The sequence below is a fragment of the Robertkochia marina genome, from assembly GCF_004799345.1.
In the GTDB taxonomy this organism is placed as follows: Bacteria; Bacteroidota; Bacteroidia; order Flavobacteriales; family Flavobacteriaceae; genus Robertkochia; species Robertkochia marina.
The window spans coordinates 492,523-506,449 of record NZ_SSMC01000003.1 but is presented as its reverse complement, the minus strand read 5'-3'; the positions used below and the strand labels follow the sequence as shown (position 1 = coordinate 506,449).

Here is a 13,927-nt window from a genome sequence, read left to right as displayed (position 1 = left end):
TAATTATTCTAGGTCACCGCAAATTGTTTAGCAAGAAAGAGAGAAGCAGGCAGCAGGAGTACAATACTCAGCCCGGCGGTCCACCCGGCAAAGATCACTGCAATACAAGCATCTAAAAGGATCAGGGAAATAACACCGGCCTTTACCGCTTTTCGAATATTAGCCGGAGAATTGTTCTTATAGGCCCTCCACAACGGAATAAGTACCATAGCAGCAAAAACGATAAGGAAAGGGATCAGGTATATAAAAGATATTCCGGCATAAAACATTAAACCCCACAGTGAAGCGATCACCCCGAGGTACATAAAAAATGCCAGCGTAATATGAGACCTGTTCTGACCGTTCACCTCGCCTCTGCTCACCAGGGTTACAGCCCCTATGTAAAGTATCGGAATTACAGCCATCCACCAGAGAGCTACTTCTCCGAAAAGGCTCATTCCCAATAAAAGGTTCAGGCCTCTGCAGGCACCCATAGTGAGGGGGCCAAACAAAACATGTCGTTTCCCGGCTGCATCATACAACAGAATGGTCAAAGCAAGAAACAGCGCTAGTACTCCGCTGAGCACTGAAACCATCACGGCACTTAACACCCCAAGGCACATCAGAACAAGTCCGAAAGCAAGAGCCGACCTGGAGGGTATAACCCCACTGGGTATGGGCCGTTCCGGTCGTTCTATGGCGTCTACATTCCTGTCAAAGTAATCGTTAAGAACTACCCCGGAGGCGTATAAAAGCACCGATGCAAGGCATAAAAGCAGTATACTCCCAACATGGGCAGACGCCATTGCAGCTGCATCCTCTACACCATGCATCAGTGTCAGGCTCACTGCAACCCCTGCCACGATATCAGCCACCGCTGTTGGCAGATTAGCAGGTCTTGTTAGTTGTATATACCCTTTAAGTTTTGACATCAGACGATTTCCTCCTGGTCTACTCGTGGCATCTGGCCACGAAGTACACTATTGTCGTTATATAGTTTTCTCTGATCAATACCTTCGGCATCTTCCCAATGCGAGGCTTTCATCTTACCGCTCTTACCAAAAATCTCCAAAGCATTTCGGTAACAGGTCTTTTCCACATCTTCTCTTGAAATACCACGTTTAAGCATCAGGGAAGCCGTTTTAGGAACCGCAAGAGGGTCACTTACCCCCCAGTCGGCAGAACTGTCAACAATGATGCGATCGCTTCCGAATCTTCGCACCACCTCTGCCATTCGCTCATTACCCATTTTCGTCTTAGGGTATATGGTAAAGGCCGCATTGAAGCCACGATCCAGCACCTCCTGTACGGTTTCTTCATTATTGTGATCGATCACTACCATAGAAGGATCAAGACCATGTTCCAGGCAAACTTCCATACTTTTAATGGTACCTGCTTTTTTATCCCTGTGTGGGGTGTGCACCTGCACCAGCATATTGAACTCTTTTGCCAGTTCCAGCTGCATCCGGAAATAGCGATCTTCCAGAGGGGTCTGATCATCATAGCCTATTTCACCTATGGCCACTACATTATCTTTAAACAAATAGAGCGGCAACAACTCCATCACCTGCTCGGCCAGGGCTTCGTTATTAGCTTCCTTACTGTTAAGACCTATGGTGCAGTAATGCTTAATTCCAAACTGGCTGGCCCTGAAGGGCTCCCACCCTACCAGGCTGCTGTAATAATCCTGAAAAGAGCCTACCTGTGTACGAGGCTGCCCCAGCCAGAATGAAGGTTCGATCACAGCCACCACTCCTGCCTTTGCCATTGCTTCATAATCGTCGGTGGTTCTTGAGGTCATATGAATATGCGGGTCGATAAATTTTAGTTGATGTTCCATATTAAAGATTTAAGTTATTCCAGTTCAGGGTGCCCTTGGCAATACGTTCTTTACGCTCTTTCTGTTCGGCCACAAGATCATTTAATTGCCGGTCTTGTGAACGGGTACAAACCAATACAGCGGCGTTTACCTCTTCCTCAGATCCGTTGGTTAACAGGTGCTGCATATCTGTCACGGTGCTTTCTACCGGACAAATAGCCACAGGCCTCCATATTCTCGGATCAATATTCCTGGAAGCGGCCCAACGTTCATGGGCATAATCAGAAATTATTCTGCTTAATTCATTATTGGCGCGCTCTTCCACGCCTTCGATCTCCAGAAGGGGGCGCTGCATAAAGGCCGCCTTGAGATACATTTGATTCCATTGTTGCTGATTGAAGTACTTTTGAGGATATGAATTCCGCAAGGCGATGGCGTCAAAAACCGGTTCTATATTGGTTCTTAAAGCCTGAACGGCCGCATCACAAAATCGATCTGCCTCAGGCAGCAGATCTAAAAACTTAAGAAAGGTGATCAGCTCATTTTTGTCGGCTACCTCGATCAATTTCCGAACAGCATCCGCATAATATTCAGGATCCCTCTTCAGTACCTCATAAAGCAATAACAGCCGAAAGGCTTCTTCAGGCGTCATCCCGAATTTCTTTAAGACTACATTTTGATCGGCCTGATCTTGAAATGCACCGTCCAGATCTCCAAACTTTTGATGTATCAGGGTATACGTGAGATAAAATTCTCTTGCAGAAGGATTTTCAAACAGATCATGCAGCTTATTCGTAAACCACCGAATCTGATCATGTTCTTCGAGTGACTTTAACGTTTTTTCGAGTTCATCAGGTATTCCGGAATGCACCAGGGAGTCGTGGGAAGTATTCATGAGAGAACATTTGAGACAATGCTAATGCACTGAATGTTAATATTTAAAATTATGTATATTGCTCACAGACTGCTGCAAACTTCGATGAATACTTGATTTAATCGTTATATCCCTTTGGTAGAAAGCCATTGCTCTGAACAGGTTTGAGGTTAAAAAAATGGTTAAATTTGCACCACATAAAAATTCAGGTAAAATGCTCGGTTTAAAACTTCCCACAGACCCAAGATGGGTTAATATTGTTGAAAAGAATATTGAAGAAATTCTGACTGATCATGCATTTTGCGAGCAAAAGGCCGCCAGTATGGCCATTTCTCTGATCGTACAATTTCCTGAGCACACAGAACTTGTACAAGCGATGACCGCCTTGGTTAAAGAGGAGATCAGTCACTTCAAAATGGTTCATGATAAAATCGTGGAAAGAGGCTGGGCCTTGGGCCGTGAACGTAAGGATGAGTACGTAAATAAATTGATGCAATTTTTTCCCAAGGGAGGAAGTCGCACCACCCATCTTATTCAAAAACTATTATATGCTGCGTTGATCGAAGCCCGCAGCTGTGAACGCTTCCGATTACTTTCGGAAGAACTGAATGACCGGGAGCTGGCTGAATTCTATCGTAAACTCATGGTAAGTGAAGCCAACCATTACACCATGTTCCTTAAGTTTGCCCGTCAGTACGGCGACCGTGAAGAGGTGGACAGGAAATGGCAGGAGCTGTTGGATTATGAAGCAGAGATCATGAAAGACCTGGGCACCAAAGAAACCATACACGGTTAGAAACCGGCGGTTTTAGCCTGCTCCTGATTATAAAGTAACTTAACGATCCCATCTGCCAAACCTATCTTAGGCACATGGATCTTCTTTGCTCCACTCCATTTACAGGCATTAAGATAGATACGTGTAGCGGGTATGATCACATCGGCCCGGTCAGGATTTAAACCCAATTCTGATATGCGTTCATCATAGCTTAACTCCTGTAAGAACTGGTACTGAGCATTCAGGTAAATATAAGAGAGCGGGGTTCCTGGTTTGCGGCCTGACATCTTAAAAAGCTTGTTGATATTACCGCCCGAGCCAATAATAGCGATCTTTTTAAAATCTTTGGTTTGCTCTCTCACCCAGGCCTCTATGCTTTTCCAGGCACTGCTATCAACCATTTCATTCAGCAAACGCACAGTTCCTATCTTACAAGATCTGGATGCAACGATCTTCCCGTTACTGAAAATAGTGAATTCGGTGCTTCCTCCGCCCACATCCACATAGAGATAGTTCTTATCCTTTTCGATGACCTGGTGAAGATCTGTAGAAGCAATAATAGCGGCCTCCTTTTTACCGTCTATGATCTCTATATCTATCCCGGCTTCCTCTTTTATCAACGCGGCAACTTCTTCCCCATTAGAGGCCTCCCGCATTGCCGAGGTGGCACACCCCATATATTTTTCAACTCCATGAACCCGCATCAGGTAAAAATAAGCCTTCATGGTTTCTACCATCCTTTTGATATTTTGATCAGAGATCTTTGCCACTGTAAACACGTCCTGCCCCAAACGAACAGGGACACGTATCAGGTCGCTCTTCTTAAATTGAGTTTCCTTATCAGGAAATTCAATGACGTTATTAATGAGCAGCCTTACAGCATTTGAACCAATATCAATACCAGCAAACTTCCTTATTTTCAATGTTACCCCGTTTTACTTGTTTTTCTTAAGATAGTATTGGTAGGTGGCAAATTGGGAGCGAACCTTAGGTTTATTGTTTTTCCGGTAGGCATTATCCTGTTTTTCTGAAAATGTCCGGGCTTTTACATTATCATTCCAGCAGATCTCAAAGGTATCCATCAATTCCTTTTTGATCTCAGTATCATAAATGGGGCACCCCACCTCTACCCGGTAATCCAGGTTTCGGGTCATCCAGTCTGCGGAAGAAATGTACATTTTAGAATTCCCGGCATTGGCAAAAATGAACAGACGCGGATGCTCTAAAAACCGGTCTACAACACTGATGGCTTCTATATTTTCACTCATTCCAGGTACCCCGGGGATCAGGCAGCATACCCCTCTTACAATAAGCTGGATCTTTACTCCGGCACGACTGGCTTCGTAAAGTTTATCCACCATTTTATAGGAGGTAAAACTATTCATCTTGATCTTGATCCAGGCTTCCTTACCGGCTTTGGAATTGGCGATCTCCTGATCGATCAGTTTAATAAAACTGGTCTTGGTGTAGTGAGGTGAAACAATAAGGTGTTTGTATTTATAGACCTTATAATTGATCTCAAAAAAGGTAAATACCTTTTTGATCTCTTTTAAGATGGGGTCATGAGAAGTAAACAAGGTATAGTCTGTATATACCTTAGCGGTTGCCTCATTAAAGTTACCTGTACTTATAAACCCGTATTTCTTTAATTCTCCAGCTTCTTCCCGCTCTACCAGGCATACCTTACTGTGTACTTTCAACCCCTGGATCCCAAAGATCAATTTTACTCCTTCTGCCTGCAGCTGCTCTGCGTATTCAATATTGGCCTGTTCATCAAAACGGGCCTGTAACTCGATCTGAACCGTCACATCCTTTCCGTTCTTTACTGCATTGATCAAGGCACTGGCAACCTGAGAGTTTTTCGCAAGGCGGTACACGGTTATTTTAATGGTCTTTACATGGGGGTCAATGGCAGCCTCTCTCAGGAATTTTATAACATAAGAAAAGGTATGATAGGGCGTATACTGCAGGAAATCTTTTCGTGCAATAGACTCAAAAATACTCTCTTCAAGGCTTAGTCCCTTGATAGGTAGTGGAGGAAACTTCTCATAAAGCAGATCATTACGCCCGAGACTTGGAAATTTCATGTAATCACGACGATTGTGATACCGACCTCCGGGAATCACGCTATCGGTTTCATCAATGCCCATCTTTTGCTTCAAAAAGGCTAACGTATCTTTTTCGATCTCCTTATCGTACACAAAACGTACCGGCTCACTGATCCTTCTGCCTTTAACACTCGATGAGATCTTTTCTATAAAAGATTTAGAGAGGTCATTATCAATATCAAGCTCAGCATCCCTGGTGATCTTGATCATGTGCGCGGCGAGCGATTCATAATTGAAAATATCGAAGATCTTCCCCATACAATACCGAATCAGGTCGTCCAGGATCATAATGTAGCGCTTATCGCCATCTGAAGGCAAAACAACAAAACGATCAAGTGACCTGGGAATTTCAACCATGGCGTAATGCACCTTTTTCTCGGCGCCTTCGATGATCCTTTTGATACCTTTCAGATGTTCTTCAGGTTTCAACACCATTTTCACAGCCAGGTAGGCGGCATTGTCTTTCAGGGTGGGGAATTCTGCGATCTCGTTGAGCATGATCACAGCCAGGGCAGGACTTACCTTCTCCAGAAAAAAGTTATTAATAAACTCAACATGTTTTTCTTCCACCTCATTCTCATGAATGATAAAAATATTTTCTTTCTCCAGCTTTTTCTCAATCGCTTTAAGGATCTTCAGACTTTCAGCCTGCTGATCGATAACGATCTGGGTAATATCTTCCATCAGATCGGTCGCATTGGCACCACCAAGCACACTTTTACCGGTTTTACCTGAAAGTGCGATCCGTTTTACTGTGGCATAGCGCACCTTAAAGAATTCATCAAGGTTGTTAGAAAATATACCCAGAAACCGCAAGCGTTCTATCAGAGGTACCTTTGGGTCTGCTGCTTCCTGTAATACACGGGCATTAAAATTCAGCCAACTGATCTCTCTGTTAATATACCGGTTATGATGTGTTACCATTTATCGAATTTGCTTTGGAAAAATTTTAAGTTTGGTAATTCCTTTGGTGATAGCTGCCCAGTGTTCCTGTTCAAAATGTATATGCACGAGACCGGCAGTAGGCAGGTTATCTATCATTTCATTCCCAAAGATATTAGAAATTGATGTGAAAGCATGATTATGACCGAAAATCATAACATGATCAAGATCATCATCGAGGTCATGGATAAAACTTTTTACCGATTCTCCGGAGAAGTCATAGAGTCTACCGTTAACCTGCAGCCGTTCTTCCGGAATGCCCCAAACCCGCATCATAATGGTACATGTATGCAAAGCCCGGTTGGCAGGACTGGAATATACTGCATCGGGCATTTGAATGCGACCGTTTACAAAATTTGCTACCCGGATCGCATCATTTATCCCCCTTTCTTGTAAAGGTCTGTCCTGGTCTTTGACGTCATTTTCCCACGAAGATTTCCCGTGTCTCATTAGTGTTATTTTTTTACCTTGCATGCCTTAAAAATTAAAGGATTAACCCTTTAAAGTTAGAGGGTTTATAAACGATTAAAAAACACTTTTAATCAATTTTTTTTGTGAGACTACGGGAGTTGAAGTTGTTTCGCTAATGAAAACACTTTCCTCCCCGATTAAGCTAAAATATTTTAAGATTGCCCAAATCTTATCAATAAAGGATGTTCTTAATGAAGTAAGGCATGTCCGTAAGTGAACTTTGATCAATTACTATGGACCCTAGACTATGTGCGTATGAAAAGACTACTACTACTACCTTTTATCATATTGGTATTTTCTGCTGTAAATGGTAATGCCCAGGATTTTACCTTTGACGGAAACAATTGCAGCCCGGGCTACTCCTCTGAGTGGGGTATTCCGGATTATGCAGACCATGATACTGACGGCGACGGTTTCGGAGAACAGGACACCCCTACTGGTACCGCCGATGTCTTAAACCTCTGGTACAGGGCAAATGCTCAATACCTTTACCTGGCCTTCGAGAGGAGAAAATCCGGTAACTCTTATTTTTCTTTCTACCTGAATACCGACTGTGATCCTGCAACTGGAGATACAGCCAACGGGGGTACCGACATGGCCATTGCCTTTGACATAAGGCCGGGTTCAGACCCTATGATCACCAACAACCTTATTTATACCTGGAACGGTGTTGACTACCAAAGTACAGGAAGAACTTTTGAAGCCAAAGTAGGTATGGAGTCCTGTGATGGTGACCTGGGAAAATTTTTCGAGTTTCGTATCCCGATGTCAGAGATCTTTGCTGTATGCGATGATACCAACTCCTGCGATTCTATAAGTATTAACCTCGCCTCTGCCCTGGCAGGAGGATCCCCAAATTCTAAGCATAAAGATGATTTCGACTTTCCACTCAGCCTTGGAATTAACTCCTCTCCTACAGCAGCAATCGAGGCCGACGATACTGTATGTGCAGGAACTACCGTAGTATTTGATGGCAGCAATTCTACCTATTTTGACGGGGGAAGATATACGGCCGAGAACGCTCCGGACTTTATGGACAGTATCGTTTCTTACGAATGGGACATGAATTATGATGGTTCTGAATTCACCCGCGACCACACAGGGATGCAACCGGAGATGGTCTTTGAAAATACCGGGGAGACGGTTATTGCCTTACAGGTAACTGACGCCTTTGGGTGCATCGATCTTGTTACCCATCTATTAAAGGTAGAAAGCAGTCCGACCGCACTTTTTGATGTTACGCAGGACGCAGACTGCAGCCTGATGATCAACCTGGATGCTTCTGAGAGCACCCCATCATCCAATACGTGTTCAATTATTTCCTATGAATGGGATATGAACTATGATGGTAGTTTTGACACTACTTTAACCGGAGAAGAGGCTGCATATGCCTATGAGGAATGCGGCACCTATACGATCGCCTTGAGAGTAACCGATGATAGTAACCTGTGTAATCAGGCCATCTACACCCAAACGGTAGAAGTTGCAGACGAAGAGCTGCCCACCTTTACCGTACCCGAAAACATTGAATTAACAGATAACCAGGACAGCAATGACCTGTCTATAACGGGAGACGTTCTGGATGCGACAGACAATTGTGAAGTGGCAAGCGTTACCTTCTCAGATGTATCTGAAACAGACTCCTGCGGTAACAGCACCATTACCAGAACATGGACAGCAACCGACCTGTGCGGTAACAGTTTCTCTCAGGATCAAATCATAACCATATCAACTTCGAACGGAAATTACGAGATCACAGCACCGAAAGACCTAACCATTAGTTGCGATGCAAATTATATTCCCTGCATAGAATTTGAAAATCTTAGTTTGAATGCTCAGCAAGGAGTTATTCCTCATGCCGGGCGCACCATCACGGTGACCGCCGGCTCTAACAAAGGAGTAAGAACCCCTATGCTTTTTGACTCTTCGGTTTCATCTTCTGCTGATCCTGACCTGGGAACACCCCATGAAGATTTTGGAGGAACGGGTAAGGGCCCGGCAGGTGCCATGGGCGAAGCAAATCAAAATTACATTCCGAGAGGCAATGTATTAATTGTACAGCAGTACGGGCAGAATGGCCCTAACGATAATAATGAAAGAGGGAGCTTCCTTGAATTAGACCTTAGTGAATTTGGAGGAGTTACCCTGGGCAGCTTATCCTTACTTGACCTGGAGGCCAAACAAAGCAATAAAAGGGTGGAGCTTCTGGATGAATCAGCAAATATGATCGCCAGCGTTCCGATTCCCGACGCCGGAGATAATGGAGCCATCACCATGGACCTCAGTGCCTATAACAATGTATTTAAGATCATCATTGTTCTGGATGGTTCAGGGGCTGTAACCTCCCTCTGTTTTGAGAACCAGGATACTGACTGGGGTGTGGCAACCGTGAATGATGCATGTACCACTCCCCCGGGGATATGGTATCAAGATAAGGTTAGCAGCGGAAATTGTGGTCCGGAAACCATTACCAGAACCTGGTATACCACCGATTACCAAGGCAATTTGTATAGCGACACACAGACCATTACTATTATTGACGAAGAGGCGCCTACTTTTATTGGCGAACTTCCTCAGGACCTCACCGTAAGTTGTGCGGCACTTCCTGAAATCCCTTCTTTAGAGGGCATTGATAATTGCGATCCTGATCCGGCGATCAGTTTTGAAGAAGTTGTTTCAGGTAATGATGATCAATGTGGCTCTGAATACACCATCACCCGAACCTGGACCGTTACTGACTGCAGCGGTAATGAAAGCTCTCATCAGCAGACTATTACCGTAGAAGATGACCTGGCTCCAGTTTTTGTTGAAGACCTTCCCCTCAGCACGGTCACAGCAGACTGTAATACTTTACCGGAAGCCGTAACGCTTACCGCCACAGATCAATGCCAGGGAGCGGTTGATGTACTTTTTGAAGAGGTGATCACCAATACAGATGATTGCGGAAATGCTTCAGAAATTACCAGAACATGGACAGCAACTGATTGTGCCGGAAACGAGGTAAGTCATCAACAAGTAATTACTCTTGAAGATCATGAGGCACCGGTGATCAGCGATGTTCCGGCCGACGTAACCGTTAGCTGCAGCACGATTACCGATATGAGCTCAGCACCTTCTGTCAGTGATAATTGCGATGCAACCGTATCCTTGGAAATGTCTGAAGAAATGATCCCGGGTACCTGTGAAGGTTCTTATACCTTAATAAGAACATGGACAGCTACCGACTGTTCGGGCAATACTGCGGAGGCCTCACAGACCATCACGGTTGAAGATAATGAAGGCCCTGTTTTAACTTCAGATCTTGATGAGAACATCAACACCTCCTGTGGCAACATCCCCGAGGTTCCGCAACCGGAGTTTACCGATGGATGCGGAGGGCAGGTTGAAATAGCTTTTGAAACCTCAGACACCTTTACCACTGCAGGGGAAGATTACGAGATCATTCGCACATGGACTGCCACCGATGAATGCGGTAACGAAACCATGGTTACCCAAACCATCTTTGTTATGATGGAGGTTACCAATATCTCGCTTGAACCGCTTTCACTATGTGTAGACGACACTCCTGTTAATCTCAACAGCTTACTGCCACAGGGAGTAAGCAAAACAGGAAACTGGCAGGTACTTTCCGGTTCCTATACACCAAACAACGACCTGTTTAATCCGAATGAAGCCAGCCTGGGCAATTATACCCTGGAGTATTCGAACAACGAAGATCACTGTCCTGTAACCTATACGGTGGATATTGAGGTTCATGACGACTGCGTAGTTCTGCCCTGTACTTCGGTTAGCGACGTAGTTATCTCTAAGACCATTACTCCGAACGGAGATGCCTATAACGAATACTTTACGGTAAAAGGTGTAAATGAAGATTGCGGTTTCCGAATTACGGTAAAGATCTTTAATCGATGGGGCCTCTTGGTTTACAGCTCTAACGATTACAAGAATGACTGGAACGGGTACACCAACTCTAATGCTATCGGAAGTTCGGGCCAGGTACCTGCAGGAACCTATTATTACGTAGTGACCCTCGTTGACAGTGGCATGGATCCATTTACCGGATACATCTATGTTGGCACCGGCTCTAATTAAAAATAAAACCAGCGCCCTATGAAAAAAATTACAATCGTCCTTTTCCTGGTTTTTACATGGTGTGGTTTTGCGCAACAGCTGCCACAGTTCACCCAATACATGTATAACACCATTGCCATTAACCCTGCCTATGCCGGGTCACGGGAGAGCCTTAGCGTGGTTGCTCTTCACAGAAGTCAATGGAGCGGTTTTGAAGGCGGTCCGCAAACGCTGACTGCCTCCATACACTCACCCATGAGAAATGACCGCGTAGGACTCGGACTTTCATTCATTAATGATCAGCTGGGTTTTGAGAATTTCTCGTACGTATACGGTGACTTTTCATATACAATACGTACAGGAGAACGAAGCCAGTTGGCGTTCGGTTTAAAGGCCGGGGTTACACAATTTAGCCTTGACCAATCATTTTTATCAGACCCTTCAGTCTCCGGTGATCCATTTTTCCGTGACCTTTCCAACAGGATCAGTCCCAATCTGGGCGCTGGGATCTACTGGCATAGCTACCGGTGGTATGTAGGAATGTCAGCACCGAGATTATTTAACAACAATTACAACAAAGGCGGCGCATTATCTAACGAGGACTTCGTGGCTTCAGAAAGGGTAAGTTATTACTTTACCGGCGGACTTGTTTTTGATCTGGGTCAGAACGTAAAGCTAAAACCTTCTGTGCTTATAAAGGCCACCAACGGTGCAGAAACCGCCTATGACACGGCCGTGAATTTCTTATTCTACGATAAGTTATGGCTGGGTGCCACCTATCGCTGGGATGATGCCATTGGCGCTATTGCCGATTTCCAGGTAAGCAAAAATCTACGAATAGGGTATGCCTACGATTTTGGTGTTTCAGAGCTGCGACCCTACACCGACGGCAGTCATGAGATCTTTTTACTGGTTGATCTGTCGCTGAAGAATCCGAAGTTTAAATCTCCCCGTTACTTTTAAAGACAAATGATGATGAAAAGTAATAATGCATTAAGCTGTTTAATACTCTTTCTTCTTATACCCGGCGCACTACTTGCGCAATATGGTACTCAGAAAAAGGCCGATGCCCTATTCAATAAATTTGCCTTTATTGAAGCCGCAGAGACCTATAAAGAGCTTATTGAAAATGATTATAATCGCGATTATGCCACAAGAAAACTGGCTGATTGCTATTTCCTCCTGCGTGACCCGGAAAAGGCAGCCACTTATTATGCCAGGGTCGTAGAACAGGAGGGCACGCCTCCGGAATACTATTACAATTATGCCCTTGTACTTAGAGCCCTGGGCAGGCATGATGAAGCCATGACCTGGGCTAAAACCTATAAAAAAATGGGAGGTGAAGGCAGATTGTACCGCGATCTGAAAAGAGATGAGACCTCAGAGAATCTCTTTGAAAACGGGGTAAAATACGAGATCAACCCGGTAAGCTTTAATTCATCTTACAGCGATTTTGGTGCCTACGAATTTAAGGGAGAACTCTATTTTGTTTCCTCCAGGCCCCATACCAATCAATCTGAAAAGGTCTATAAGTGGAATGAACAACCCTTTCTTGACATTTTCAAGAGAGATGCCAGAGGCATAGCTACCCCCTTGAAGGAAGGTATTAATTCCAAATATCACGAAGGGCCGTTAGCCATAACTCCCGATGGGAAATACATGTATTTTTCACGAAATAATTATAAAGACAACAAGATCGGAAAAGACGATAAGGGGGTAAACCATTTGAAGATCTACAGAGCCGAATGGGTTGAAGACAGCTGGAAAAGAATAACAGACCTCTCTATAAACGGTAAAGATTACTCTGTTTCTCACCCTGCGTTATCGGCAGACGGGAAAACACTTTACTTTGCTTCCGACATGCCGGGCGGAATTGGTAAAAGCGACCTCTACAAAGCAGAAATAAGGGCCGACGGGAGTTTTGGGGAAATTAAAAACCTTGGAGATAAAGTAAATACATCAGAAGATGAATTATTCCCCTTTATCAACGGAGAAAACAAACTTTTCTTTTCCTCTGATGGTCACGGGGGCTACGGTATGCTTGACATTTTCGCAACAGTTACCGGAGAAGATGGGGCTATTGACCAGGTTGTTAATCTCGGTGAACCCGTAAACAGTAATATGGATGATTTCTCATTCTATATGTCTGATAACGGATTTGATGGGTATTTTTCCAGTAACCGAGGGGCAGATCCTTTTAATGATGACATCTATTATTTCGAAAAGATCCCGCCATTGATGCTAAGAGGGCTCGTCAAAGACTCTATCAACCACAAGCCTATTGCCAATGCCAAATTAAGCCTTAAAGACAAGGACGGGCTTGAGATCGCTTATTTGGAAACTGATGCACATGGTCGTTATGAGATCAACATTGACCGTGAAAAATCGTATCGTATCAGCGCAGGTCACCCAAAGTACCAGGAAGCCGCAGAAAAACTTTTTGACACCTATAACCTCAGCAAAAGAGCCACCGAAGTTATCGTGAATTTCCAACTGGTTCCCGTTCGTGATATCAGTGTTCTGGCTAATCTGAACACCATTCACTTTGACTTTGACAAATATGACATCAGACCTGATGCCGCTAAGGAGTTAGACAAGATCGTGAATCTGCTCACCAATGAATACCCTGATATGGTTATGAAAATTGAAGCGCATACCGACTCCCGGGGAAGCTTCAGTTATAACGACAAGTTATCTATTGACAGGGCAAATGCCACCGCCGAATACCTCATTTCCAAGGGACTTGAAAAAGAGCGGATCATTGCCTCCAGGGGCTTTGGGGAAAAGAAACTCACCAACGGATGTGCCGATGGAGTGAATTGCGAAGAAGTTCAGCACGAGGCCAACCGACGTACCGAATTCATTGTACAGCGAATGAAATAAAAAAA

At 44.4% G+C, this 13,927-nt stretch carries 10 protein-coding genes; 4 read left to right on the top strand and 6 right to left on the bottom strand.

What is annotated here, in order from left to right:
• Positions 1-8: 8 nt before the first annotated feature.
• From eboC to E7Z59_RS12850, 3 genes are read right to left on the bottom strand one after another with little or no spacing between them, the layout of a single operon-like run.
• On the bottom strand, positions 9-911 hold the full coding sequence (gene eboC, locus E7Z59_RS12860; protein WP_242015615.1) for a UbiA-like protein EboC: 903 nt from the start codon (positions 909-911) through the stop codon (positions 9-11).
• Complete coding sequence (locus E7Z59_RS12855) at positions 911-1,819, bottom strand: TatD family hydrolase (protein ID WP_136336740.1); 909 nt, start codon at positions 1,817-1,819, stop codon at positions 911-913. Before E7Z59_RS12855 ends, eboC begins: the two co-directional genes overlap by 1 nt.
• A gap of 1 nt (position 1,820) precedes the next feature.
• On the bottom strand, positions 1,821-2,693 hold the full coding sequence (locus E7Z59_RS12850) for an EboA domain-containing protein (RefSeq protein WP_136336739.1): 873 nt from the start codon (positions 2,691-2,693) through the stop codon (positions 1,821-1,823).
• Between the two features lie 193 nt (positions 2,694-2,886).
• On the opposite strand from E7Z59_RS12850, the gene miaE reads away from it, so the two are divergent.
• Positions 2,887-3,468 carry a tRNA-(ms[2]io[6]A)-hydroxylase gene (gene miaE, locus E7Z59_RS12845; RefSeq protein ID WP_136336738.1) on the top strand — a complete coding sequence of 194 codons (582 nt, stop codon included), beginning with the start codon at positions 2,887-2,889 and terminating at the stop codon, positions 3,466-3,468.
• On the opposite strand, the gene E7Z59_RS12840 is transcribed toward miaE, so the two are convergent.
• From E7Z59_RS12840 to E7Z59_RS12830, 3 genes are read right to left on the bottom strand one after another with little or no spacing between them, the layout of a single operon-like run.
• Entirely contained in the window at positions 3,465-4,370 is a 906-nt protein-coding gene (locus E7Z59_RS12840) for a Ppx/GppA phosphatase family protein (RefSeq protein ID WP_136336737.1), read from the bottom strand. The genes miaE and E7Z59_RS12840 overlap by 4 nt on opposite strands.
• A 12-nt stretch (positions 4,371-4,382) precedes the next feature.
• Positions 4,383-6,479, bottom strand: coding sequence for a polyphosphate kinase 1 (gene ppk1 / locus E7Z59_RS12835; RefSeq protein ID WP_136336736.1), 2,097 nt, complete (start codon positions 6,477-6,479; stop codon positions 4,383-4,385).
• Entirely contained in the window at positions 6,480-6,947 is a 468-nt protein-coding gene (locus E7Z59_RS12830) for a SixA phosphatase family protein (protein WP_242015616.1), read from the bottom strand.
• A 276-nt stretch (positions 6,948-7,223) separates the two neighbouring features.
• Between E7Z59_RS12830 and E7Z59_RS12825 the strand changes: the two genes are divergently transcribed.
• The 3 genes from E7Z59_RS12825 to E7Z59_RS12815 are packed head-to-tail and all read left to right on the top strand — an operon-like array spanning position 7,224 to position 13,922.
• Positions 7,224-11,060 carry an HYR-like domain-containing protein gene (locus E7Z59_RS12825; protein ID WP_136336734.1) on the top strand — a complete coding sequence of 1,279 codons (3,837 nt, stop codon included), beginning with the start codon at positions 7,224-7,226 and terminating at the stop codon, positions 11,058-11,060.
• An 18-nt stretch (positions 11,061-11,078) separates the two neighbouring features.
• Positions 11,079-12,002 (top strand): PorP/SprF family type IX secretion system membrane protein, encoded by a 924-nt coding sequence (locus E7Z59_RS12820; protein WP_136336733.1) that lies wholly within the window; start codon positions 11,079-11,081, stop codon positions 12,000-12,002.
• Between the two features lie 12 nt (positions 12,003-12,014).
• Positions 12,015-13,922, top strand: a complete 1,908-nt coding sequence (locus E7Z59_RS12815; RefSeq protein ID WP_136336925.1) for an OmpA family protein — start codon at positions 12,015-12,017, stop codon at positions 13,920-13,922.
• Positions 13,923-13,927: the final 5 nt, after the last annotated feature.

Excerpts from the sequence above, each read along its gene's own strand:
- E7Z59_RS12820 (WP_136336733.1), top strand. The coding sequence starts at position 11,079 with ATGAAAAAAATTACAATCGTCCTTTTCCTGGTTTTTACATGGTGTGGT.
- E7Z59_RS12830 (WP_242015616.1), bottom strand. The coding sequence starts at position 6,947 with ATGAGACACGGGAAATCTTCGTGGGAAAATGACGTCAAAGACCAGGAC.
- E7Z59_RS12825 (WP_136336734.1), top strand. The coding sequence starts at position 7,224 with ATGAAAAGACTACTACTACTACCTTTTATCATATTGGTATTTTCTGCT.
- miaE (WP_136336738.1), top strand. The coding sequence starts at position 2,887 with ATGCTCGGTTTAAAACTTCCCACAGACCCAAGATGGGTTAATATTGTT.
- eboC (WP_242015615.1), bottom strand. The coding sequence starts at position 911 with ATGTCAAAACTTAAAGGGTATATACAACTAACAAGACCTGCTAATCTG.
- E7Z59_RS12850 (WP_136336739.1), bottom strand. The coding sequence starts at position 2,693 with ATGAATACTTCCCACGACTCCCTGGTGCATTCCGGAATACCTGATGAA.
- E7Z59_RS12855 (WP_136336740.1), bottom strand. The coding sequence starts at position 1,819 with ATGGAACATCAACTAAAATTTATCGACCCGCATATTCATATGACCTCA.
- ppk1 (WP_136336736.1), bottom strand. The coding sequence starts at position 6,479 with ATGGTAACACATCATAACCGGTATATTAACAGAGAGATCAGTTGGCTG.
- E7Z59_RS12815 (WP_136336925.1), top strand. The coding sequence starts at position 12,015 with ATGAAAAGTAATAATGCATTAAGCTGTTTAATACTCTTTCTTCTTATA.